A 19,046-nucleotide genomic window follows, 5' to 3' on the forward strand; every position below is an offset into this window, starting at 1 on the left:
CGCTCAAATTCCCGGCACTTTCGCAACAAATTCGGAATTTTGAATGTATTTTTAACCCATGCCCCCCTAAATACTCTTGAATGCAAGACATGATCTGCCACATCAGGCAGGACCGGGCTGCGGCCCCAGAGATGACAAGAGGTATCGAGATGTTCAACTTCCTACGCCCGTCGGGCTCTCAAGTCGGCAAGATCGACCCCAAGGCCGCTGTCGCCCAAGCCAAAGCGGGCGAATTGGTGGTGATCGACGTGCGCGAAGGCATGGAGGTCAAAAGCTCGGGCAAGGCCAAAGGCGCGCTGCATATCCCGCTGGCGACCTTGAAAATGAAATGCGACCCGTCCAGCCCGGAAAAACACCCCGATCTGGATACGTCCAAGCCGGTCGCGCTGTATTGCGCTTCGGGTGCGCGCTCGGCAGGCGCTGCGCAAATGTTGGCGCAGATGGGCTATGAAACAGTTTACAATATCGGTGGCCTGTATGACTGGCATGGCGCTGGCGGCGAAGTCGAGCGCTAGGTTCGCGCCATCCACAGACCGTAAGAAGGGGCCAATCGCGGCCCCTTTTTTATGGCGCTCTCCCTGCGCAACTGATCGTGCGCCCTGACGCGCGCCCTGCTAAGGCAAATCACCCAAACTTAGGCGATGCATAGCGCGGTCTTTGTGCTATTTCCCCCCTATGGACATCGTCGTCGTCATCACCGTTATCGCGTCACTCTTCGTCGTGATCGCCGCAGCCGAGCCGCTGGCGGCGCGTTTGCGCCTGCCCTATAGCGTGATCCTCGCCATGGTCGGCGTGTTGATCGGGATGGGCGCGATCTTTTTCCTGCGCACCGATCTGACCGACGCGCTTAACCCCGTGGCCGAAGCAATCGTCGGCCTTCCGACCCGCTCGAACGTCTTTTTGTATGTTTTCCTGCCAACGCTGCTGTTTCAGGCCACTCTGGGGATGAACCTGCGCCGGATGCTGGATGACTGGGTGCCGATTCTGGTGCTCGCGGTCGTGGCGGTGGTGGTGGCCACTGTCAGCGTGGGCTATGCGCTGTCATGGGTCAGCGCGCTGCCACTGGCGGCGTGCTTGCTGATCGGGGCCATCGTGTCCACCACCGACCCGTCCGCCGTGGTGTCGATCTTTCGCTCGATCTCGGCGCCGCGCAGGCTGGCGCGCATCATCGAGGGCGAGAGTCTGCTCAATGACGCCGCCGCCATCGCGATTTTCGGCCTATTCATGGGCTTTGTGATGCTGGGCGTGCCCGATCCCAGTTTCAGCGATGCGCTGGCCCGCTTTCCCGTTTTGATCGCGGGCGGGGCATTTGCGGGATGGCTGGCGGCGCGGATCGCGGTCTGGCTCATGGCGATGTTTGGCCGCTTCGAGTTGGCGCAGCTTTCGATCTCGGTCGCGCTGCCCTATCTCGCCTATATCGGGGCCGAGCAAAGCATCGGGGCCTCGGGGGTGATTGCGGTCGTCGCGGCGGGCCTGTCGCTGAACCTGACCGCGCCGGGGCGGCTGCCACCGCAAGCGTGGGTGAACCTGCGCGAGTTGTGGGATGTGCTGGCCCATTGGGCGGGGGCGCTGATCTTTATCCTTGCTGCTCTGCTGATCCCGCGCCTTTTGGAAGAGGTCCGGCTGTCGGATTTCGGTCTGGTCGGTGTGGTCGTGCTGGCCGCTATCGCTGCGCGGGCGGTGATCTTATTCGCGCTGCTGCCGCTTTTGACGTGGTTCAAACTCTCGCCCGAGATCGAGCGCCCCTATCGCGTTGCGATCCTGTGGGGGGGCTTGCGCGGGGCGGTGACGCTGGCGCTGGCGCTTGCCGTCACCGAGAGTTTCCGCGTGCCCCCCGAAACCAAGCGCCTTGTCGGCATCCTCGCCACCGGCTTCACGCTGTTCACGCTGATCGTGCAAGGTACCACGCTGCGCTCCGTGATCGGCTGGCTTGGGCTGGACCGGCTGTCTCCGATTGACGAGGCGCTGTCGCGTCAGGTCGTCGCGGTGGCGCTGCAAACCGTGCGCGAAGACGTGGCGCGTACCGCCGAGAATTACGACCTCAGCGCCAATATCGTGCGATCCGAGGCCAAGCGCTTTGGCAAGCGGTTGGACGGGGCCGTGAAGGGGGCCGAGGCCAGCGCCGATATTCTGGATCGCGACCGCGTCACCTTGGGGCTGATCGCGCTGGCCGGCCACGAGCGCGACACCATCCTTGCCCGCCTGAAAGAGCGCACGATCTCCTCGCGCATGGCCGAGCAAATCCTGTCCGATGCCGACCGTCTGATTGAGGGCGCGCGCAGCGGCGGGCGCAGCGGATACCAGCGCGCAGCCCGCAAAAGCGTCGCTTATGGCCGGGCGTTTCGCGGCGCGGATCTGGCGCATCGCCGGCTTGGCCTGTCCGGCCCGCTGGCGCGCATGACCGCAGACCGCTTTGAACATCTCTTGGCGCAACGCTTGATCCTGCGCGATCTGGGCACCTTCATCCGGGGCCGGATTTTGCGCATCCACGGGCGGCGCGTGGCGGACCTGCTGCAAGAACTGCTGTCGCGGCGCATTGAGGCGGTCGAGACCGCGCTGGAGGGCTTGCGCCTGCAATATCCCGGATATGCCGAGGAGTTGGAGCGCCGTTTCATCCGACGCACCGCCCTGCGCCTTGAGGAACGCGAATACACTGCCATGCGCGAGGACGAGCTGATCGGGGCCGAGGTCTACACCGCGCTGATGCAGCAAATCACCACGCGGCGCAACAAGGCAGAGCAACGCCCGACTCTTGATATCGCGCTGCAACGCACCGAGCTGGTCCGTCAGCTCTCGGTCTTTGCAGATCTCGACGAGGCTGCGCTAAGGCGACTGGCGCGCGCGCTTCGGACGCGACACGTCAATGCGGGCGATCTGATCATTCGCAAGGATACCGCCGCGAAATCTGTGTTTTTCATTGCCTCCGGCGCGGTTGAGATTGAGGCCGCAGGTCAGACATGGCGGCTCGGGCGCGGTGAGATGTTCGGTCAGATGGCGATCTTGATGAAAAAGGCGCGCCGCAACGAGGTGCGCACCATTGCGCCCTCAACGCTTCTGGTGCTAGACGAGGCACGGTTCCGCCGCCTGCTCAACCGCAGCAAAGCCTTGCAAGAGGCGGTGCGGGCCAGTGCGCAAAAACGCGGGATTGTGTTGTCTGCGCTGAGCGAGAAAAACCCCGAGAAGACCTAGCTTATCCCCGATCTGCGCGGGCGCGCATCACCCCCGCCCTTGCGCGGTAACCCCCAATCGTCAACAGAACCGCCCCCAATGGGCAAAATGCTATTGCTTTACTGACTCTGCGATCTGCCCCAGCCTTGTGGAAACATTTTCACCCATGGCAAAAGGGCACATCCTCAGATGAGAATCGGCTTTATCGGACTTGGCAATGTTGGCGGGAAACTTGCAGGCCGCCTGCTGCGCAACGGGGTTGATCTCAGCGTACATCATCTCAACGCAGCGCATGTCGCCAGGTTTGTCGCCCTCGGGGCCAAATCCAGCAGCACCCCGCTGACGATAATACGCCCGTGCGACGCGGTGATCCCGACCGGGCGCGCGGCCCCCGCCGCCAAACCCGCGATGGCCGGGGAGTAGGCGCGATGGTAGAGGCATCCCCCACCCCGCCCGCAGGCGCCAACCTTGACCATTGGAGCGAACGAGCAGACCTGGCCGCGACGTTCCGCTGGGCAGCACGGCTGAATATGCATGAGGCGGTGACAAACCATTTCAGCCTTGCGGTCAACGCCTCGGGCAGCGGATTCCTGATCACCCCCAACCAGATGCCTTTTTCGCGCATCAAGGCGTCGGATTTGCTGCTGCTCGACGCCAACAATCCAGACGCGCCAGAGGCCGCCAATGCGCCCGACTCGACCGCTTGGGGGCTGCACGCCGCAATCCACCGCACCTGCCCACAGGCGACGCGAAACGCGGGCGGCGCGCTCGGCGCTGCCGGTCTAGATATAGACGACGGCAAGGCCATAGTCGGTGTCATTGGCCATCGCGATGCCCTCGGCGTCGGTATCAAAGGGCGTGATCACCAGCACGGGGCCAGAGTTTTCCTCACGCCAGATCGCCATATCCGGCGTAACATCGCAAAATACCGTCGGGCGCACGAACCAGCCGGATTGTAGAGCCTCAGTTAGGCCGTCGGGACGGCCCAGACTACCTGCCAGCAACCGCGCGCGGCCCTCAATGCCCTTGGCGATCATGACTTGCACGTGCTCGCATTGGACGGCGTCAAACAGCGGCCCGATGTGATCGCCCTCCTCGGCAGGGTCGCCTATCGCCTGCGCGTTGGCTGCGGTGCACGCGATTTCCAGCGTCCGCGCATAAACGGGGCGTTCAACCAGCATCCGCGTGGGTGCGTCACATGACTGGCCGGTATTGTAAAAACACGCAGCGCCCCCTTCGCACACACGAGTTTCCAAGTCGCAATCGGCAAAGACCAGATTGGGCGATGTGCCCCCAGTTTCAGCCTCACACGCTTGATCAAAGGGGCCGCATCACGCGACACGGCGCTGCCTGCACAGGTCGATCCGGTAAAGGACATCATCGCCACATCGCGGTGGCGCGAAAGGGCCACGCCGACCGTCGGGCCATCGCCATGCACGAGGTTGCACACGCCAGCGGGATAGTCCGCCTCATACACGATCTCGGCGTAGATTTGCGCCGGTAAGGGCGTGTGTTCCGAGGGCTTTAAAACGCAAGTCGCCCCCGTCGCAAGCGCTGGCACCACCTTGAGCGCGATCTGTTTGATCGGCCAGTTCCACGGCGTGATCAAACCTCACACGCCAATCGGTTCGCGGCTGAGACTATCGCCATTTGGCGGGGTTTCTTGCTCTCCCAGCGCCTCGAGCGCGGCGATGAACTCCTCAGGGTGGCCAATTCCGGCATCGGCCTGCACCTCGCGCGCCATCGTGGCGGGTGCGCCTATTTCCGCCGTGGAATCTGGCGCAACCCACACCCCGTCGATGTAAAATTTATCAAACGTAATCATGTCGGCTCCCCTACGGCGCCACATGGCTCTGGGCTATGTCCAGATGCAATGCGTCACTGCGATAGGCCATTTTCGCGACCGCTTCGTCGTCGATTTCGATCCCCAGACCGAGGTTGGGCGAGGGCCGGATATAGCCGCCGTCCCAGTCAATTTCCCCCTTCACGCCTTGCATATAGGGGCCATCAACGTGCCGATGCTTTCGAGGATCAGGAAATTGGGCGAGCGGGCCGCGATCTGAATATTGGCGGCGGCCACAATCGGCCCGCAATACAGATGTGGCGCGATCTGGACCTGACGGGTTTCCGTCATTCCAGCGATCTTCTTGGCCTCTAGCAATCCGCCAACCCGACCCAGATTCATTTGCAAGATCGAGGCCGCGCCGGTCTCGATCAGACGGGCAAATTCATACTTGGTGCACAGCCGCTCTCCCGCCGCGACTTGGATCGAGGTAAACGCCGCCACCTGCGCCATATCGGCGAGGCTGTCGGGGGCACCCGCTAGTCACACCACAGCGGATCATAGGGTTCCAGCGCGCGCGCCAGACGTTGCGCACCCGACACGGTGAACTGGCCATGCGTGCCAAACAACAGATCCGCGCGGTCACCAACTGCGGCGCGGATTTCGCGGCAAAACGCGACAGAGCGGGTGATATCCTCGCGCCGGGGCTGGTGACCGTCAAAGATCGCAAACGGCCCGGCGGGGTCGAATTTTAACGCGGTGAACCCCTGCTCCACCATGCCCAGCGCGACCTCTGCCGCCATCGAGGCATCATTGTAAACATTGGGCGTATCGGGATCGGGATAGACATCGCCGCTTGCGGGATACACATAGGAATAGCTGCGCAGCCGGTCATGCACGCGCCCGCCCAGCAACGCGTGAACCGGCTTGTCCGCCGCCTTGCCCAGAATGTCCCAGCACGCCATTTCCAGCCCGCTGAACGTGCCCATCACGCTGACATCGGGGCGTTGAGTGAACCCAGCCCCATAGACCTTGCGAAACAGCAATTCCAACTGGCTTGGATCGGCGCCCTCAAAGTGGCGCGCAAACATATCGCGCGCCATCGCGCAGCACACATCAGGGCCGAATGTGGCGTTGTAAATCTCGCCCAAGCCGGAAATCCCGCACGCGGTCGTCAGGCGCACAAAGATGAAATACCGCCCGCCGTGGCGCGGCTGGCGGGTTGGCGTGATTTCATAGGACGCGGGATTACAAAACAACTGCATATCGGGCGCAGCGGCGTCGGGACGTGATCACACCTCATATGCTTTTGAGCAGCTCGCATGGCCCGGGCATCGGCAAGGGCTTTGGCAGGAAAGAAGGCGAGGCTTCCTGCGCAGATTGCCCCATGTCACTTGGCTGCGCGCCTTCGAGGCAGCGGCGCGTCACAGCGCGTTCATCTCGGCGGCGGATGAGTTGCACCCGACCCCGGCAGCTGTCAGCCAGCAAATCCGCCTGCTGGAAAAGCATCTGGGCATTCAGCGGTTCAAACGCTTCGCCAAAAGGGGGCGAGCTGACCGATCTCGGGCAGGCCTGCGCGCAGTCGATCCGCAAATCGTTTCTTAAGATACAAACGGCGACCGACGGGCTATTCAGCGATCAGAGCAAATCGACGATCCGCGCGGGCTCGGAAACCGGTTGGGACCGGATGCTAAAGCAATGCGGATTTAATGGCCCACGTCCCGCGCATTGGATCAAAGCGGATACGTCCTTGATCGCGCTGCAACTTCTGGGCGGTGGACAGGGCTGCGCGATCATCAGCCGGAGCCTTGCAAAACAGGCGCTGGATGCGGGCCATCTGGTCGCGCCGTTTAATCTGGACATCGCGATGGCGCAAAGCTTTTTCGTGGTCGAGCGTGACGATCCGGGCCATCGCCGCGATGTGCGCGCCTTCGTCGACGGGATCTGTGCGCAACATCTGTAGCGCGGTGTAAGCATTCTGCGCTTGACGGCGCGCGTTTACAGGCGTGAAACTGGCGCCGAAGCGCGGCGCGTGTCTCCATCATCCGGGGATGATCGCGAACTGTCTGCGCAGCTTAGGCCAAGGCACGGGCGTGCATCGCCTGCCCCCTTGGCATCGTTTAGTAAGGAGCCCTCCCATGCGCCCTATTCATCCCCATCAACCTGTCACACAGCGCCACCGCGCGCTTGAGGGCACCCACTGATGGCCAAGAACACAACCGACACCGCCACAAGCGCCGATCCCTATGAAACGCTTGGAGTTAAGAAAACCGCCACGCAGGCCGAGATCAAGAAAGCCTATCGCAAGCTGGTGCGCACCAGCCATCCCGACATAAATCCCGATGATCCGGGGGCCGAGGCGCGGTTTGTCAAAGTCTCGGCCGCCTATGACCTGCTCAAAGACCCCGAGACGCGGGCGCGCTTTGATGCAGGCGAAATCGACGCCTCGGGGCAGGAAAAACCGCAACGTCAATATTATCGCGACTACGCCGACGCCCAGCGCTCAAGCCGTGACAGCGCCGGATTTGATGGCTCAGGGTTTGAGGGCATGGACCCGCAAGATATCTTTGCCGAGATGTTTCGCCAACGCGGCGGCGGCGGCGGTCAACAAACCCACGGGTTTTCCGCGCGCGGGCGCGATCTGGGCTATACGCTGGAGGTGCCGTTTCTGGATGCGGCGCGCGGTGGCTCGGCCCATATCACCCTGCCGGGCGAAGGCCAGATCGATCTGAAAATTCCGGTCGGATTGCGTGACGGTCAAACCCTGCGTCTGCGCGGCAAAGGCGGCGAAGGATTGGGCGGTGGTCCGCGCGGCGATGCGCAGGTCAAGATTCACGTCAAGCCCCACCCGCTGTTTCGCCGCGAGGATGACACCATCCTTCTGACGCTGCCAATCACGCTGGCCGAGGCCGTTCTGGGCGCCAAGGTGACGGTGCCCACGATCCACGGCGATGTGGCGCTGTCGATCCCGAAAGGATCAAGCAGCGGCAAGGTTTTGCGCCTGCGCGGGCGCGGTGTGGAGCGCAAGGGCAAAGCAGGCGATCAGCTTGTGGAGCTGCGCATCGTTCTGCCCAAAACGATCGACGACAAACTGGCGGCCTGCATTGAGGACTGGGCAAAAACCAACAGCGACGACCCCCGCGCAGCGATGCTGAAAGGAGTGCCGAGATGACGCAAGTGTTCACCCTGACCGAGACGGTTTCGCAAATCACCCGGCTGACGGAAATCCGCCTGAGCGCCTATATCGAGGCCGAGGCCGTCACCCCCGCCCAAAGCGAGAGCGGCCCGCTGTTTGATCGCGCCGATCTGGCGCGGCTGGATCTGCTGTGTGAGTTGGATGATCTTTATGATCTGGGTCCCGATGGGCTGGCGGTGCTGATCTCGGTGCTGGATCAGTTGCACAGCGCGCGCGCGGATCGCCAAGCTCTGCTGGATGCCATCAGCACCGAGCCCCCCGAGGTGCGCGCGCGGATCGCAGCGGCACTGATTGCTGGGGACGGTGAGCCAGAGGGCGAAACTTAGGCGCGGCGCGCCAAGCGGGGTCTATTTCGCAGACCGGCGCGGCCACATCCGCGCCATCACCCCGTCACGCAGCCAAAAGGCGTGAAACAGTGCCGCGCAGATATGAACCGCAATCAGCGCCACAAGCGCAATTCGCGTAATCGCATGCGTGGCCTGCGCGGCCTTTTCCAGCCCCTCATGACGGCCCACGAGATGAGGAACCCCAAGCGCATCCAGCCCCTCAATCGGATAGCCCCCCGCGATCACGCGCAGATAGCCAGAGCCGACCATGACAAAGATTAGCGCATATAGCAGGAGATGCGTCAGCCCCGCGATCTTTGCCTGAACAGCCGGAACCGAGGGCGGTAGCGGTGGCGGCGGATAGATCAGGCGATAGCCCAGTCGCACGATCATCAACAGACCGATCACAACGCCGCCATTCTTATGCAGCAGGAACAGCGCGTCTTGCAGCTCGCGCGGCAGCCCCTTGAGGATCATGATCTGACCCGCGGGGATGGTCGCCAAAACCAGCGCCGCGATCAGCCAATGCAAAACCCGCGCCGTCGGGCGATAGGAAGGTGTGGCGGTGATATCCTTGGTTGGCATATTTCTGCCCCTTCTGCATCTTATTGCGCCGCACGGCGTGACAAAGTGCTGCATGCGAGAAAAACGTGAACCAAAGTCTACGCGATCACGTTTACTTGACAACAGACAAGGCGCAATACCTATCCTCGCATGAATACACCCGTCATCACCCCCAACCGCGTGAAGCGGATTAAGCCGACAGAGGCGCAATTGCTCTCTGGCGCGGGCGCGCGATTGGTTTGGCTTGCGCTGCCGCTTGGGGCGCTGAGCGCTGCGCTGGCGACGCGTCTGGCTCCGGGCGGGGCGGTTGTGTCTGTGGGGCTGTTTGCGCTGCTGGCCGCTGTGGTCGCCTATTTGATGCGCGCCCATTATCCCCATGCGCGCCTTGGTCCTGCCAACGCGGTGACGCTGCTGCGCGCCGCCTTGGTCTGCGCGCTTGTGGCACCGCTCGCGGCGGAGGTATTTGCCCCCGCGCCGATCCCGTCGCGGGCACGCTGGCTGATCACAGCGATCGCAACGCTCGCGCTGGCGCTGGATGGTCTGGATGGCTGGCTGGCACGGCGCAGCGGGCTGTCATCGAGATTTGGGGCGCGCTTTGACATGGAGGTCGACGCGGCACTTGGTCTGATCCTGGCGCTGCTCGTGGTCGTTTCAGGCACAGTCGGGATCTGGGTGCTGGCCCTCGGGGCGATGCGCTACGCCTATGTTCTGGCAAGCTTTGCCCTGCCTTGGCTCAACGCCCCCCTGCCCGAGCGGTTTCGCCGCAAACTGGTATGCGTGGTGCAGATCGTGGCGCTGGTCGTGCTAACGCTGCCGGGTCTGGGCGCGCTGACCGCGACGTTTATCGCAGCCGCAGCCACGCTGGCGCTGACCGGATCGTTCACCGCCGATATTATCTGGCTCGCACGGAGACGCGCGACATGAGCGCTATCCGCCGCGCCGTCTGCCTGATCGCGGCGGCGGTGATTTTGGATCTCGTGCTGGTGATGCCAAACCAAGCCAAGGGACTGGTGATAGGGGCGGTTTTGCGCCTGCCACTGGAACTGCCCGTGATCTTGCTGGTTCTGGCCGCCCTGCCCCGTGGCGCGGCGATTAGCAAGGCCGTTCGCGTTGGTCTCGTCGCGGCGCTCGTCGCGATGGTCGCCCTGAAACTGGCCGATATCGGCACGTTCACCGCCTTTGCCCGCCCGTTCAATCCGGCGGTGGATCTGTTCATGATCGAGGCCGGCACGCGTCTTGGCATCAGCACCATCGGCCTGCCCTTGGTGATCCTCGCGGCATTGGGCGGCGCGCTTGTCTTGGCGGTGCTGATCATGGCGCTGTGGTGGGCCAGCGGGCAATGGGTGGGGTTTGCGCGCGGACGCATCGCGCGACCCCTAACGGGCATCGCGGCGGGTCTGGGCGTGTTGGCGATTAGCGCGCAAGTCAGCCAAACCCTGCCCCTGCCGTGGCACGCCTCAACAACCTATCTCGCCAAGGCACACTGGCGCAGCTACGTCCAGACAGTCGCCGATCTAAAGCGGTTTAGCATCGCGGCTGCCAACGATCCGTTCGCGGGAACACCCGATTTGTTTGACCGCCTTGAAGGGCGCGATGTGCTGATCGTGTTCATCGAAAGCTACGGGCGCGCCAGCTTTGAGAACCCGCTTTATGCGCCCACCCATGTCGCGACGCTTGAAAACGCCGCGCCGAAACTGGCAGCTAAAGGGCTGGCGATGCGCTCGGGCTGGCTGACCTCGCCCACGGCGGGCGGGCAAAGCTGGCTGGCCCATTCGACGTTGGAATCCGGCCTGACGATTTCCGATCAAACCCGCTATCGCGCGCTGCTCGCCAGCCCGCGCCGCACGCTGTTTCACCTTGCCGCCTCTGCCGGTTTACGCACGGCCACCGTGATGCCCGGCATCACACTCAGCTGGCCCGAGGGCCCGATGCAGGGGTTTCACACTATCCTTGCCGCAAAGGATCTGGGTTATCAGGGCCAGCCGTTTAATTTCGTCACCATGCCCGATCAATATACGCTGTCGGCTTTTGACCGGAGGGTCGCGCGCGGGCCAGACGCGGGGCCGCTATTTGCCCAGATCGTGCTGCTCTCCTCGCATGCGCCTTGGGTGCCGGTGCCCGAAATGATCGACTGGGATCAGGTCGGTGATGGGCGCATCTTTGACCGCTGGGCCTTGTCGGGCGATCCGCCCAAAGTGGTCTGGCGCGACCGTGACCGGGTGCGCGATCAATACCGTCAGGCGGTTGATTATTCCTTGCAGGCGATCCTGTCTTACGCAGAACGCCACTCGGACAATCCGCCACTGATGGTGGTGCTGGGCGATCATCAAGCAGCCCCGTTTGTCGCCCAGAACGACAGCCGAGATGTGCCCGTGCATCTGATCGGCCCGCCCGATCTGATCGCGGATTTCGACGCTTGGGGCTGGACGCCGGGGCTGGTGCCCGATGCGCAAACCCCGGTCTGGCCGATGCGCGATTTCCGCGACCGCTTTATCAAGGCGCTCTCCACGTTGCCGATTGAGGTGGCGCAATGATCGGCCTCGCCCTGCGCGCGGGGGCGGCCTTGGTGCTGCTAGCGCTGGTCTGGCATTTCGCCAATGGGCGCGCCGCGCTGGATCGCCTTGCGCAGGCCGATTGGCGCTGGCTGGCGGCTGCGGTGCTGGCGGTAAATTTGCAAACGGTGCTGTCGGCGCAGCGCTGGCGGCTGACGGCCGGGGCACTGGGTCAGCGGATCGGTCGGGGGCATGCGACGGGCGAATATTACCTTGCCCAACTGGTGAACCAGACCCTCCCCGGAGGCGTTCTGGGCGATGCCAGCCGAGCGGTGCGCGCGCGCCACTCGGCAGATCTGTTGCGCTCAGGTCAGGCCGTGGTGATTGAACGGCTGGCGGGGCAAATCGCGCTGGGGGCGGTGTTGCTACCCGCGCTGGTGGTGACGGGGCACGGGCTTTGGGCGCTGGGGATCGTGGCGGTTGTGGCTGTGGGCACCGGTGTTGCAGGCGCGCTGCCCAAGCTGCGCGCGCTTGTGAGACCGCTGCAACAGGCGCTGCTGGGTCGCGCGGTGCGCAACCGCCAGATCGCGCTGGGTCTTTCCATCGTGGTCTGCAACCTCGCAAGCTTTGCCTTTTGCGCCTATGCCATTGGCGCGGCGCTACCACTTTCGGCCATTGTGACGCTGGTGCCGCTGATCCTGTCGGCGATGCTGGTGCCCCTTAGCATTGCAGGTTGGGGCTGGCGCGAGGGGGCGGCGGCGGCGCTGTTTCCGCTGGCCGGTGCCGCCCCCGAGGCCGGGCTGGCCGCGAGTGCCGCCTTTGGTGCGGTCTTGCTGATCTCGGCCCTGCCGGGGCTGACCTGGCTGACACGACGACAAGAAATCACGGGAACGCGATGAGGCCGCGCGGCGTTGTAGCCAAAAGTCTGCGCCATATTTAGACACGAAGGAATGAAGATAAACATGACGCGTAACAGCATTTCACGGCGCGGATTTCTAGCCACAGGCGCGGGCGGCGTGCTGGCGGCCTCGTTTGGGGCAAGCCCGGCGCGCGCGGCCACGGACGTTGCGTTTCAACTGTCATGGCTGCCCTCGGTGCAGTTCGCAGGCAGCTATATTGCAAAATCGCGCGGCTATTGGAACGATTTGGGGCTAAGCGTGTCGCTGAACCCCGGCGGGCCGAACGCCCCCGTCGAGCCGCCCGTCGTCGCAGGCAATGCGCTGCTGGGCATCTCAGCCGCCGATTACACCGCCGCCGCTGTCGCCCAAGGCGCGCCCTTTCGCATCATCGCCGTCGCGATGCAGAAAAACCCCTTCGTGATTGCCTCGCTGCCCGACAAGCCGGTCAATGTGCCCAAAGATCTGGAAGGGCGCAAACTTGGCATGGCGCTGGCCAATACACCGGTTTTGAAGGCGCTCTGTAGCCTCAACGATGTCGATTTTGACGCGATCGAGATCGTGCCGACGCAATATGATGCCGCCCCCTTGCTCGCCGGTCAGGTCGATTGCCTGCTGTGCTGGGAGACCGATTTGCCCGTTGCAATGATGATGCGCGGGATCAAGCCTGTCACGATGCTGATGGCTGATTACGGCTATGCGCTGCACTCCCAGACCTATATCGCGACGCAAGACAGCATCGCCAATCGGCGCGCCGATCTGATCGCGTTGCTGCGCGGGGAAATCCATGGCTGGAACGATTTTCACGCCGATCCCGATGCCGCTGCCGCGCTGACGGTGGACATGTTCCCCGATGTGGGCCTCAATCTGGACGCCCAAAAGCTGCAAGCCGCGCTACAGGTGCCCTTGATGTTCACCGATGTCACCCAAGCGCACGGTTTCGGCTGGTTCACCGATGATAGTATTGCCGCCAATATCAAGACCTTGGCGCTACTGGGTCAGGATGTCAGCGCCGATCTTTGGGACCGCTCGCTGCTTGAAGAGATCCATGCAAGCTAACGCCCCGCCCCCGATCCAATGCCGCGATCTATCGCGCAGCTTTGGCCACGCAGGTGCGCGGGTCGACGCGCTTGAGCCTGTGGAGCTGCATTTTGCAGCCGGAGAAACCACCGCGATTGTCGGCCCCTCGGGCTGTGGCAAATCTACGCTTTTGCGCCTGATCGCGGGTCTGGATACGCCAAGCACCGGCTCGGTGCGCATCGGCGGCGAGACGCCGTTGCAGATGCGTCAACGCGCAGCCCTTTCGGTGGCGTTTCAGGATGCTGCGTTGCTGCCGTGGCGCACGGTGCGGGGCAATATCGCGCTAGCGCGTAAGCTGGCGCGCCTGCCCCCCGATCCTGCCAGCGTGGATCGGCTGATTGCGCTGGTCGGCTTGGCCGGATTTGAGGACCGCCGCCCCGCCGATCTGTCGGGCGGGATGCGCCAACGCGCCGCGATTGCGCGCTGCCTTATCAGCGATCCGCGCGTTTTGCTGCTGGATGAGCCGTTCGGTGCGGTAGATGAGTTGACCCGCGCGCGGCTCAATCACGAATTGCCCGCGCTGTGGCAGGGGCGCGGCGTGACGACCCTGCTGGTAACCCATTCCGTTTCTGAGGCCGTGATGCTGTCAGATCGCGTCATCGTTCTGTCACCCCGCCCCGCGCGTGTTGTGGCCGATATCGCGATTGATCTTGCCCGCCCGCGTGCTACTGGCGCAGAGGCCGATGCGTTGATCGCGAATGTAACCGAGGCCCTCGCCCAAAGCGCCCCCCCGCGCCCGCAACCCGCATGACCATCGCGCTGCATCAGCTGCGCCGACGGGGTGCGGATCGGTTCTATCCGGTGCTGAGCGCGCTGGTCGCCCTGCTCATGTGGGAGTTGCTGGCGCGCGTCTTCGCGCAGACCTATTTGATCGCGGGTCCGGTCGAAATCAGCCGCTATCTTTGGGATCACGCGGGGCTGGTTGCGCGCGCGGCGGGCATCACCACATTTGCAGCGGCGATTGGGTTTGTGCTGGGCAACGCGGTGGCGATTGCGCTGGCGGTGGCGGCGGTGTTGCTGCCCTCGCTGGCGCGGCTGATCTCGGCGCTGGCACTGGTGGTGTTTTGCCTGCCGCTGGTGGCAACCGGCCCGATTTTGCGCGTGATCTGGGGGCCGGGTCTGGGGCCGCAGATCACGCTGGCCGCTTTGGCCGTTTACTACACCACGTTTTTGCCGCTGATGGTGGGGCTGCGCGCCGCGCCGCCTAGCTGGTTTGATCTGGTGCGCAGCTATGGGCGCGGGCGGTTCAGCGCGCTGGTTGAGGTGCGCGCGATGGCCTCGCTGCCCTATCTGTTTGCGGGGCTGCAAATCGCGGCGCCTGCGGCGTTTCTTGGCGCGATGTTTGGCGAGTTCACCGGGGCCGAGCGCGGCATGGGCGTGCTGACAATCCGCGCGATGCGCAGCCTCGATGTGGCGGGAACTTGGGCGCTGGCCAGCACGGCGGCGGCGATTTCGATGCTGGCTTACGCGGGGCTGGGGCGGTTGAGCCGCGCGCTGAATAATGGCCCGCCGCCCCTGATCCTTGCGCCGGTTCTTGAGGGCGAGCGGCGCGCAAGATGGCGCGCGCTGTTGCACCCGATCCTTGTTACGCTGATCCTGCTTGCGATCTGGTGGCTGTCGATGGAGGCCGCCAATCTCAGCCCGTTTTTCGCCAAACGCCCCGCTGATGTCTGGGCCTTTCTGATCACCGCCCCCGAGGCCGCCGCCCATCGCGCCACGCTTGGTGCGGCGCTGCTGGAGACGCTGGTCTTGGCGCTGCCCGGTTATCTTTTGGGGCTGGCACTGGGCTTGGGGCTGGCCATCGTGCTGGTGCTTGCGCCAAAACTGGCACGCGGCGTGATGCCGGTGGCGATTGCCCTGCGCGCGATCCCGATTGTGATCACCGCGCCGCTGATCGTCGTGGCCCTTGGGCGGGGGCCTGCGGGCACAATCACCATCGTCGCCTTGATGATCTTTTTCCCCAGCCTTGTCGCATGTTATCAAGGCCTTGCGCGCACGCCCCGTCAGGTGCTCGACCTGTTTGACAGCTACGCCGCCAGCCCGTTGCGCCGTATGGCCAGTGCGCAATTCCCCGCGATGCTGCCTGCCTTTTTCGCCGCCGCGCGGATGGCCGTGCCTGCCGCTATTCTGGCCGCGACCACCGCCGAATGGCTGGCGACCGGGCGCGGAATTGGCGGGCTGATGGCGCTCACAGCCTCGACCTCGGGCTACAAGATGCTCTGGAGCGCGGTGGTCGTTCTGGCGGCGGTGGCCGTGGCGGGCTATGTCGTGGTCGCGCAGATCGAGCGCGCGGTTTTGCGTATTTATGGCGCGGAACAACTTACCCGCTAGGCGCACCAACCGGAGGCAAAAATGATCCCTGCCGCCTTTGCTATTCCCGGCGATATCGCGCAACTGACGGGCGGTTTTCTGTATGAGCGCCAGCTTCTTGAGGCGCTGCAAAGCTCGGGGCGCGCGGTGCGCCATCTGCAACTGCCCGCCGGGTTTCCCGATGCCAGCGCAGAGGAAACGGCTCGGGCCGCTGCGATTTTGGCCGGCGTGCCTGCCAACACGCCCGTGATACTCGACGGGTTGGTGTTCGGCGCGATCGACCCCGCCGCGTTACGGGCGATGCGCGCGCCAATCATCGCGATGCTGCATCATCCGTTGGGGTTGGAAACGGGCCTGTTGCCTGCGCGTTCGCGTCACCTGCTGGCGCGCGAGGCGGAAAACCTCACCCTCGCCGCCCATGTCGTCGTACCAAGCCCGCACACCGCGCAGATCCTGCAAGCTGACTTTGGCGTCGCCCCCAATCGCATCACCATTGCGCTGCCGGGGTTCGCGCGCCCTGCCCGCATCGCGCCCCCGCCGCTGCACCCGCCGCTGATCTTGTCGGTTGGGCTGCTGGCCGCGCGCAAGGGCCATGACGTGCTGCTGCAAGCGTTGTCGCAGATCACCGATCTGGACTGGCAGGCCGAGATCGTGGGCAAGGCGCATGACCCCGAAATCGCCGCCGCGCTGAGCGCACAGCGTGACGCGCTTGGGCTGGCGGATCGGGTGCGGTTTTGCGGTGCCGTGTCGCGCGTTGATCTGCAATCGCGCTACCGCGCCGCGCATATCTTTGCGCTCGCCACGCGCTATGAAGGCTATGGGATGGTCTTTGGCGAGGCGATGCTGCATGGCCTGCCCATCGTCACCTGCCGCACGGGTGCGGTCCCCGACACAGTCCCCGAGGGCGCAGGTCTGCTGGTGCCAACGGACGCCCCCGAGGCCTTCGCGCAAGCGCTGCGCAGCGTGCTAAGCGATGCGGCCCGGCATCGCGCGATGTCGCGCGCCTCTGCCGCCGCGGGCGCGCGACTGCCGACGTGGGACGACACCGCCGCCGTAATGGGGCGGGTATTGGATGCGGTGGGCGCCGAGCATAAAGATCGACGCCCAAGCTCTTGATCAGGCAGCCGAAACGGCGTGCACGTCTGCGGCGTTGATTTGGCAAAGTTGCAACGCCGCCTGCGCAGCCTCGCGGCCCTTCTCTACGAAATGCGCATGGAAGAAGGCGTGGTGTTGACCTGTCGGTTGATAGTGATGCGGCGTGAGCGAGACCGACAGCACCGGCACCCCGGTTTTCAATTGCACCTCCATCAAGCCAGACACGACTGCCTGCGCGACAAAGTCATGGCGATAGATGCCGCCATCCACCACCAGCGCCGCGGCAATAACCGCATCATATCGGCCCGAGCGCGCCAGTGTCTGCGCCAGCAGCGGCATCTCAAACGCGCCGGGCACGTCAAAGACCTCGACCTCTGCGTTTGCTGCCGTCTCGGCCAAGGTCTCACGAAACCCGACCAGCGATTGATCGACGATATCACCATGCCAACCGGCCTTGATGAACGCGAAGTTTGGGGATTTTGTCATAGCTCCAGATCCTTTCCAACATGACAAGATCCCAGAGCGTGAGAAACGCCCGGCCTAGGCCGTTCGCTCTCGTTCTCTACCATCCGGACTATACCGTCGGCCCCGGAATTCCACCGGATCTGCTGACCCACCCACCGGATGGCGCTCGCGGGCTGTGACCGCCGGTCGGGAATTGCACCCCGCCCTGAGAACGCCTTTGCGATAGCCAAGGCGGGCGGCGCTGTCAAATCTGATCGGGTGGGACGCTGTGGCAGGCCAAGGCGGCCAGCTAGATCAGATGCCTTGCAGCAGCGAGATCACGCGGCGGGTCGCGAGTGCATAGCCCTCGATCCCGAAGCCCGCCAGCACCCCATCGGCGCGCAGGCTGACATAGGAGTGATGGCGAAACGCCTCGCGCTTGTGCACGTTGGAGATATGGCACTCAAACACCGGCCCCTCGAAGGTGTTTAGCGCATCCAAAATCGCCACCGAGGTATGGGTGTAGGCGCCCGGATTGATCACGATGGCGCAGGCGGTGTCGCGCGCTTGCTGGATCTGGTCGACGATCTCGCCCTCGTGGTTGGACTGAAACAGCGCAATCTCAAAGCCCGCAGGGGCGGCCACATCGGTGCAGATGCGTTCCACATCTTCAAGCGTGTCAGAGCCGTAAATCTCGGGCTCGCGCTTGCCCAGCAAGTTCAAATTCGGCCCGTTGAGCACATAGATGGTCTTTGACATAAGGCTTCTCCGCTTGCGCCGCGCCCGAGGGATAAGACGCGTCTTGCCAACGTCTTTACCCTAACCCAAGGATAAACACAGCAAAAGATGGATCATCGCGGCAGAGCGCCGCAAACTCTGGCGTGGCGCGGGGGCGCAATTTATGATTGGAATTGGGCAAGCAGCAGGCGTTCCAAAGCCTGCGCACACGCAAGTTAAAGGCGGATCATGAGCAAAAATCCCTATTACGCACCCTCCGGCGGGCTGCCACCGCAGTCGCAAATCCTGACCGACCGCGCGATGTTCACGCAGGCCTATGCGGTCATTCCCAAGGGCACGTTCAGCGATATCGTCACCAGCTTTTTGCCGTTCTGGGAAGGCGCGCGATTTTGGGTTCTCTCGCGTCCGCTCTCGGGCTTTGCCGAGACATTCTCACAATATATCGCCGAGGTGCAGCCCGGCGGCGGCTCGGATCGCCCCGAAACCGATGCGGGTGCCGAGGCGGTACTGTTTGTTGTTTCGGGTGAGATCACGGTGACCATCGCAGGCAAGCCGCACAGGATGGCAGAGGGTGGCTATGCCTATCTGCCCCCCGGTTGCGAGTGGACCTTGCACAACCGCGCAGATGTCCCCGCACGCTTTCACTGGATCCGAAAGGCCTATGAAGTCGTCGAGGGGCTAGAGGTGCCCGAAGCGTTCGTGACTAACGAAAACGACATCCCCCCGACCCCGATGCCGGACACGGATGGCGCATGGGCGACCACGCGCTTTGTCGATATGGCCGATATGCGCCACGACATGCATGTCACGATTGTCACCTTGCAGCCCGGTGCCGTGATCCCGTTTGCCGAAACCCATGTGATGGAACACGGGCTGTATGTGCTTGAAGGAAAAGGGGTTTACCGGCTCAACCAAGATTGGGTCGAGGTCGAGGCGGGCGATTACATGTGGCTG

At 63.6% G+C, this 19,046-nt stretch carries 22 protein-coding genes, 2 pseudogenes and 1 riboswitch; of the genes and pseudogenes, 16 read left to right on the forward strand and 8 right to left on the reverse strand.

Going from position 1 to position 19,046, the window contains the following annotated elements; all coding sequences use genetic code 11:
* Window positions 1-131 precede the first annotated feature (131 nt).
* The 4 genes and pseudogenes from DT23_RS07595 to DT23_RS19965 form a co-directional block, all read left to right on the forward strand.
* A complete protein-coding gene (locus tag DT23_RS07595; RefSeq protein ID WP_240473565.1) occupies window positions 132-515 on the forward strand; it encodes a rhodanese-like domain-containing protein in 384 nt (127 codons plus the stop codon).
* 160 nt (window positions 516-675) lie between these two features.
* Window positions 676-3,189 (forward strand): cation:proton antiporter domain-containing protein, encoded by a 2,514-nt coding sequence (locus DT23_RS07600; protein WP_038130116.1) that lies wholly within the window; start codon window positions 676-678, stop codon window positions 3,187-3,189.
* A gap of 168 nt (window positions 3,190-3,357) precedes the next feature.
* A complete protein-coding gene (locus DT23_RS18490) occupies window positions 3,358-3,591 on the forward strand; it encodes an NAD(P)-binding domain-containing protein (RefSeq protein ID WP_051697117.1) in 234 nt (77 codons plus the stop codon).
* A 5-nt stretch (window positions 3,592-3,596) separates the two neighbouring features.
* Window positions 3,597-3,914: pseudogene (locus DT23_RS19965) on the forward strand (class II aldolase/adducin family protein); the annotation flags it as partial.
* 36 nt (window positions 3,915-3,950) lie between these two features.
* On the opposite strand, the pseudogene DT23_RS20305 reads toward DT23_RS19965, so the two are convergent.
* From DT23_RS20305 to DT23_RS07610, 5 genes and pseudogenes are all read right to left on the reverse strand, one after another.
* Window positions 3,951-4,732 (reverse strand): annotated as a pseudogene (locus DT23_RS20305) (aldehyde dehydrogenase family protein).
* 48 nt (window positions 4,733-4,780) lie between these two features.
* Window positions 4,781-4,993 (reverse strand): hypothetical protein, encoded by a 213-nt coding sequence (locus DT23_RS20255; protein WP_051697119.1) that lies wholly within the window; start codon window positions 4,991-4,993, stop codon window positions 4,781-4,783.
* 10 nt (window positions 4,994-5,003) lie between these two features.
* Window positions 5,004-5,165 carry a hypothetical protein gene (locus DT23_RS19975; protein ID WP_240473566.1) on the reverse strand — a complete coding sequence of 54 codons (162 nt, stop codon included), beginning with the start codon at window positions 5,163-5,165 and terminating at the stop codon, window positions 5,004-5,006.
* Window positions 5,153-5,464, reverse strand: coding sequence for an enolase C-terminal domain-like protein (locus tag DT23_RS20155; RefSeq protein WP_276202213.1), 312 nt, complete (start codon window positions 5,462-5,464; stop codon window positions 5,153-5,155). The genes DT23_RS19975 and DT23_RS20155 overlap by 13 nt, the downstream gene beginning before the upstream one ends.
* A gap of 26 nt (window positions 5,465-5,490) precedes the next feature.
* Window positions 5,491-6,216 carry an enolase C-terminal domain-like protein gene (locus tag DT23_RS07610; RefSeq protein ID WP_276202214.1) on the reverse strand — a complete coding sequence of 242 codons (726 nt, stop codon included), beginning with the start codon at window positions 6,214-6,216 and terminating at the stop codon, window positions 5,491-5,493.
* 190 nt (window positions 6,217-6,406) lie between these two features.
* Here DT23_RS07610 and DT23_RS19980 point away from each other — a divergent pair, with 190 nt between their 5' ends.
* The 4 genes from DT23_RS19980 to DT23_RS07625 all read left to right on the forward strand — a co-directional run bounded on the left by DT23_RS19980 (window position 6,407) and on the right by DT23_RS07625 (window position 8,473).
* Complete coding sequence (locus DT23_RS19980) at window positions 6,407-6,556, forward strand: hypothetical protein (RefSeq protein WP_240473568.1); 150 nt, start codon at window positions 6,407-6,409, stop codon at window positions 6,554-6,556.
* 82 nt (window positions 6,557-6,638) lie between these two features.
* Entirely contained in the window at window positions 6,639-6,914 is a 276-nt protein-coding gene (locus DT23_RS19985) for a LysR substrate-binding domain-containing protein (RefSeq protein WP_081846993.1), read from the forward strand.
* Between the two features lie 240 nt (window positions 6,915-7,154).
* Window positions 7,155-8,123 carry a DnaJ C-terminal domain-containing protein gene (locus tag DT23_RS07620; protein ID WP_038130120.1) on the forward strand — a complete coding sequence of 323 codons (969 nt, stop codon included), beginning with the start codon at window positions 7,155-7,157 and terminating at the stop codon, window positions 8,121-8,123.
* Complete coding sequence (locus DT23_RS07625) at window positions 8,120-8,473, forward strand: hypothetical protein (RefSeq protein WP_038130121.1); 354 nt, start codon at window positions 8,120-8,122, stop codon at window positions 8,471-8,473. The genes DT23_RS07620 and DT23_RS07625 overlap by 4 nt, the downstream gene beginning before the upstream one ends.
* A gap of 21 nt (window positions 8,474-8,494) precedes the next feature.
* Here DT23_RS07625 and DT23_RS07630 read toward each other — a convergent pair whose 3' ends face one another.
* The gene (locus DT23_RS07630) at window positions 8,495-9,058 is read right to left on the reverse strand and encodes a cytochrome b (RefSeq protein WP_038130123.1); all 564 of its coding nucleotides are present in this window, start codon (window positions 9,056-9,058) and stop codon (window positions 8,495-8,497) included.
* Between the two features lie 129 nt (window positions 9,059-9,187).
* Between DT23_RS07630 and DT23_RS07635 the strand changes: the two genes are divergently transcribed.
* The 7 genes from DT23_RS07635 (at window position 9,188) to DT23_RS07665 (ending at window position 16,931) form a co-directional block, all read left to right on the forward strand.
* Window positions 9,188-9,961 carry a CDP-alcohol phosphatidyltransferase family protein gene (locus DT23_RS07635; RefSeq protein WP_081846995.1) on the forward strand — a complete coding sequence of 258 codons (774 nt, stop codon included), beginning with the start codon at window positions 9,188-9,190 and terminating at the stop codon, window positions 9,959-9,961.
* Window positions 9,958-11,571: a sulfatase-like hydrolase/transferase gene (locus tag DT23_RS07640; protein WP_038130125.1), complete on the forward strand. Its 1,614-nt coding sequence runs from the start codon at window positions 9,958-9,960 to the stop codon at window positions 11,569-11,571. Before DT23_RS07635 ends, DT23_RS07640 begins: the two co-directional genes overlap by 4 nt.
* Window positions 11,568-12,428, forward strand: coding sequence for a lysylphosphatidylglycerol synthase transmembrane domain-containing protein (locus DT23_RS07645; RefSeq protein WP_038130128.1), 861 nt, complete (start codon window positions 11,568-11,570; stop codon window positions 12,426-12,428). Before DT23_RS07640 ends, DT23_RS07645 begins: the two co-directional genes overlap by 4 nt.
* Window positions 12,429-12,491: 63 nt before the next feature.
* Window positions 12,492-13,484, forward strand: coding sequence for an ABC transporter substrate-binding protein (locus DT23_RS07650; RefSeq protein WP_038130129.1), 993 nt, complete (start codon window positions 12,492-12,494; stop codon window positions 13,482-13,484).
* On the forward strand, window positions 13,474-14,256 hold the full coding sequence (locus DT23_RS07655) for an ABC transporter ATP-binding protein (protein WP_038130132.1): 783 nt from the start codon (window positions 13,474-13,476) through the stop codon (window positions 14,254-14,256). Before DT23_RS07650 ends, DT23_RS07655 begins: the two co-directional genes overlap by 11 nt.
* Window positions 14,253-15,836: an ABC transporter permease gene (locus tag DT23_RS07660; RefSeq protein WP_051697120.1), complete on the forward strand. Its 1,584-nt coding sequence runs from the start codon at window positions 14,253-14,255 to the stop codon at window positions 15,834-15,836. Before DT23_RS07655 ends, DT23_RS07660 begins: the two co-directional genes overlap by 4 nt.
* 21 nt (window positions 15,837-15,857) lie before the next feature.
* The gene (locus DT23_RS07665) at window positions 15,858-16,931 is read left to right on the forward strand and encodes a glycosyltransferase family 4 protein (protein WP_205618224.1); all 1,074 of its coding nucleotides are present in this window, start codon (window positions 15,858-15,860) and stop codon (window positions 16,929-16,931) included.
* Here the strand turns inward: DT23_RS07665 and DT23_RS07670 are convergent, their stop codons facing one another.
* Window positions 16,932-17,396: a 6,7-dimethyl-8-ribityllumazine synthase gene (locus DT23_RS07670; RefSeq protein ID WP_038130136.1), complete on the reverse strand. Its 465-nt coding sequence runs from the start codon at window positions 17,394-17,396 to the stop codon at window positions 16,932-16,934. It lies immediately after the preceding gene.
* 67 nt (window positions 17,397-17,463) lie between these two features.
* A riboswitch (FMN riboswitch) is annotated at window positions 17,464-17,592 on the reverse strand.
* A 77-nt stretch (window positions 17,593-17,669) separates the two neighbouring features.
* Window positions 17,670-18,113, reverse strand: coding sequence for a type II 3-dehydroquinate dehydratase (gene aroQ / locus DT23_RS07675; protein WP_038130139.1), 444 nt, complete (start codon window positions 18,111-18,113; stop codon window positions 17,670-17,672).
* A 207-nt stretch (window positions 18,114-18,320) separates the two neighbouring features.
* Between aroQ and DT23_RS07680 the strand changes: the two genes are divergently transcribed.
* A partial coding sequence (locus tag DT23_RS07680; protein ID WP_038130142.1) for a bifunctional allantoicase/(S)-ureidoglycine aminohydrolase occupies window positions 18,321-19,046 on the forward strand: 726 nt, incomplete at its 3' end.

The organism is Thioclava indica (genome assembly GCF_000714545.1).
GTDB classification, from domain to species: Bacteria; Pseudomonadota; Alphaproteobacteria; order Rhodobacterales; family Rhodobacteraceae; genus Thioclava; species Thioclava indica.

Bases quoted from the DNA above. Each gene is read 5' to 3' on its own strand.
- DT23_RS07595 (WP_240473565.1), top strand. From the start codon at position 132: ATGACAAGAGGTATCGAGATGTTCAACTTCCTACGCCCGTCGGGCTCT.
- DT23_RS07600 (WP_038130116.1), top strand. From the start codon at position 676: ATGGACATCGTCGTCGTCATCACCGTTATCGCGTCACTCTTCGTCGTG.
- DT23_RS18490 (WP_051697117.1), top strand. From the start codon at position 3,358: ATGAGAATCGGCTTTATCGGACTTGGCAATGTTGGCGGGAAACTTGCA.
- DT23_RS20255 (WP_051697119.1), bottom strand. From the start codon at position 4,993: ATGATTACGTTTGATAAATTTTACATCGACGGGGTGTGGGTTGCGCCA.
- DT23_RS19975 (WP_240473566.1), bottom strand. From the start codon at position 5,165: ATGCAAGGCGTGAAGGGGGAAATTGACTGGGACGGCGGCTATATCCGG.
- DT23_RS20155 (WP_276202213.1), bottom strand. From the start codon at position 5,464: ATGGCGCAGGTGGCGGCGTTTACCTCGATCCAAGTCGCGGCGGGAGAG.
- DT23_RS07610 (WP_276202214.1), bottom strand. From the start codon at position 6,216: ATGCAGTTGTTTTGTAATCCCGCGTCCTATGAAATCACGCCAACCCGC.
- DT23_RS19985 (WP_081846993.1), top strand. From the start codon at position 6,639: ATGCTAAAGCAATGCGGATTTAATGGCCCACGTCCCGCGCATTGGATC.
- DT23_RS07620 (WP_038130120.1), top strand. From the start codon at position 7,155: ATGGCCAAGAACACAACCGACACCGCCACAAGCGCCGATCCCTATGAA.
- DT23_RS07625 (WP_038130121.1), top strand. From the start codon at position 8,120: ATGACGCAAGTGTTCACCCTGACCGAGACGGTTTCGCAAATCACCCGG.
- DT23_RS07630 (WP_038130123.1), bottom strand. From the start codon at position 9,058: ATGCCAACCAAGGATATCACCGCCACACCTTCCTATCGCCCGACGGCG.
- DT23_RS07635 (WP_081846995.1), top strand. From the start codon at position 9,188: ATGAATACACCCGTCATCACCCCCAACCGCGTGAAGCGGATTAAGCCG.
- DT23_RS07640 (WP_038130125.1), top strand. From the start codon at position 9,958: ATGAGCGCTATCCGCCGCGCCGTCTGCCTGATCGCGGCGGCGGTGATT.
- DT23_RS07645 (WP_038130128.1), top strand. From the start codon at position 11,568: ATGATCGGCCTCGCCCTGCGCGCGGGGGCGGCCTTGGTGCTGCTAGCG.
- DT23_RS07650 (WP_038130129.1), top strand. From the start codon at position 12,492: ATGACGCGTAACAGCATTTCACGGCGCGGATTTCTAGCCACAGGCGCG.
- DT23_RS07655 (WP_038130132.1), top strand. From the start codon at position 13,474: ATGCAAGCTAACGCCCCGCCCCCGATCCAATGCCGCGATCTATCGCGC.
- DT23_RS07660 (WP_051697120.1), top strand. From the start codon at position 14,253: ATGACCATCGCGCTGCATCAGCTGCGCCGACGGGGTGCGGATCGGTTC.
- DT23_RS07665 (WP_205618224.1), top strand. From the start codon at position 15,858: ATGATCCCTGCCGCCTTTGCTATTCCCGGCGATATCGCGCAACTGACG.
- DT23_RS07670 (WP_038130136.1), bottom strand. From the start codon at position 17,396: ATGACAAAATCCCCAAACTTCGCGTTCATCAAGGCCGGTTGGCATGGT.
- aroQ (WP_038130139.1), bottom strand. From the start codon at position 18,113: ATGTCAAAGACCATCTATGTGCTCAACGGGCCGAATTTGAACTTGCTG.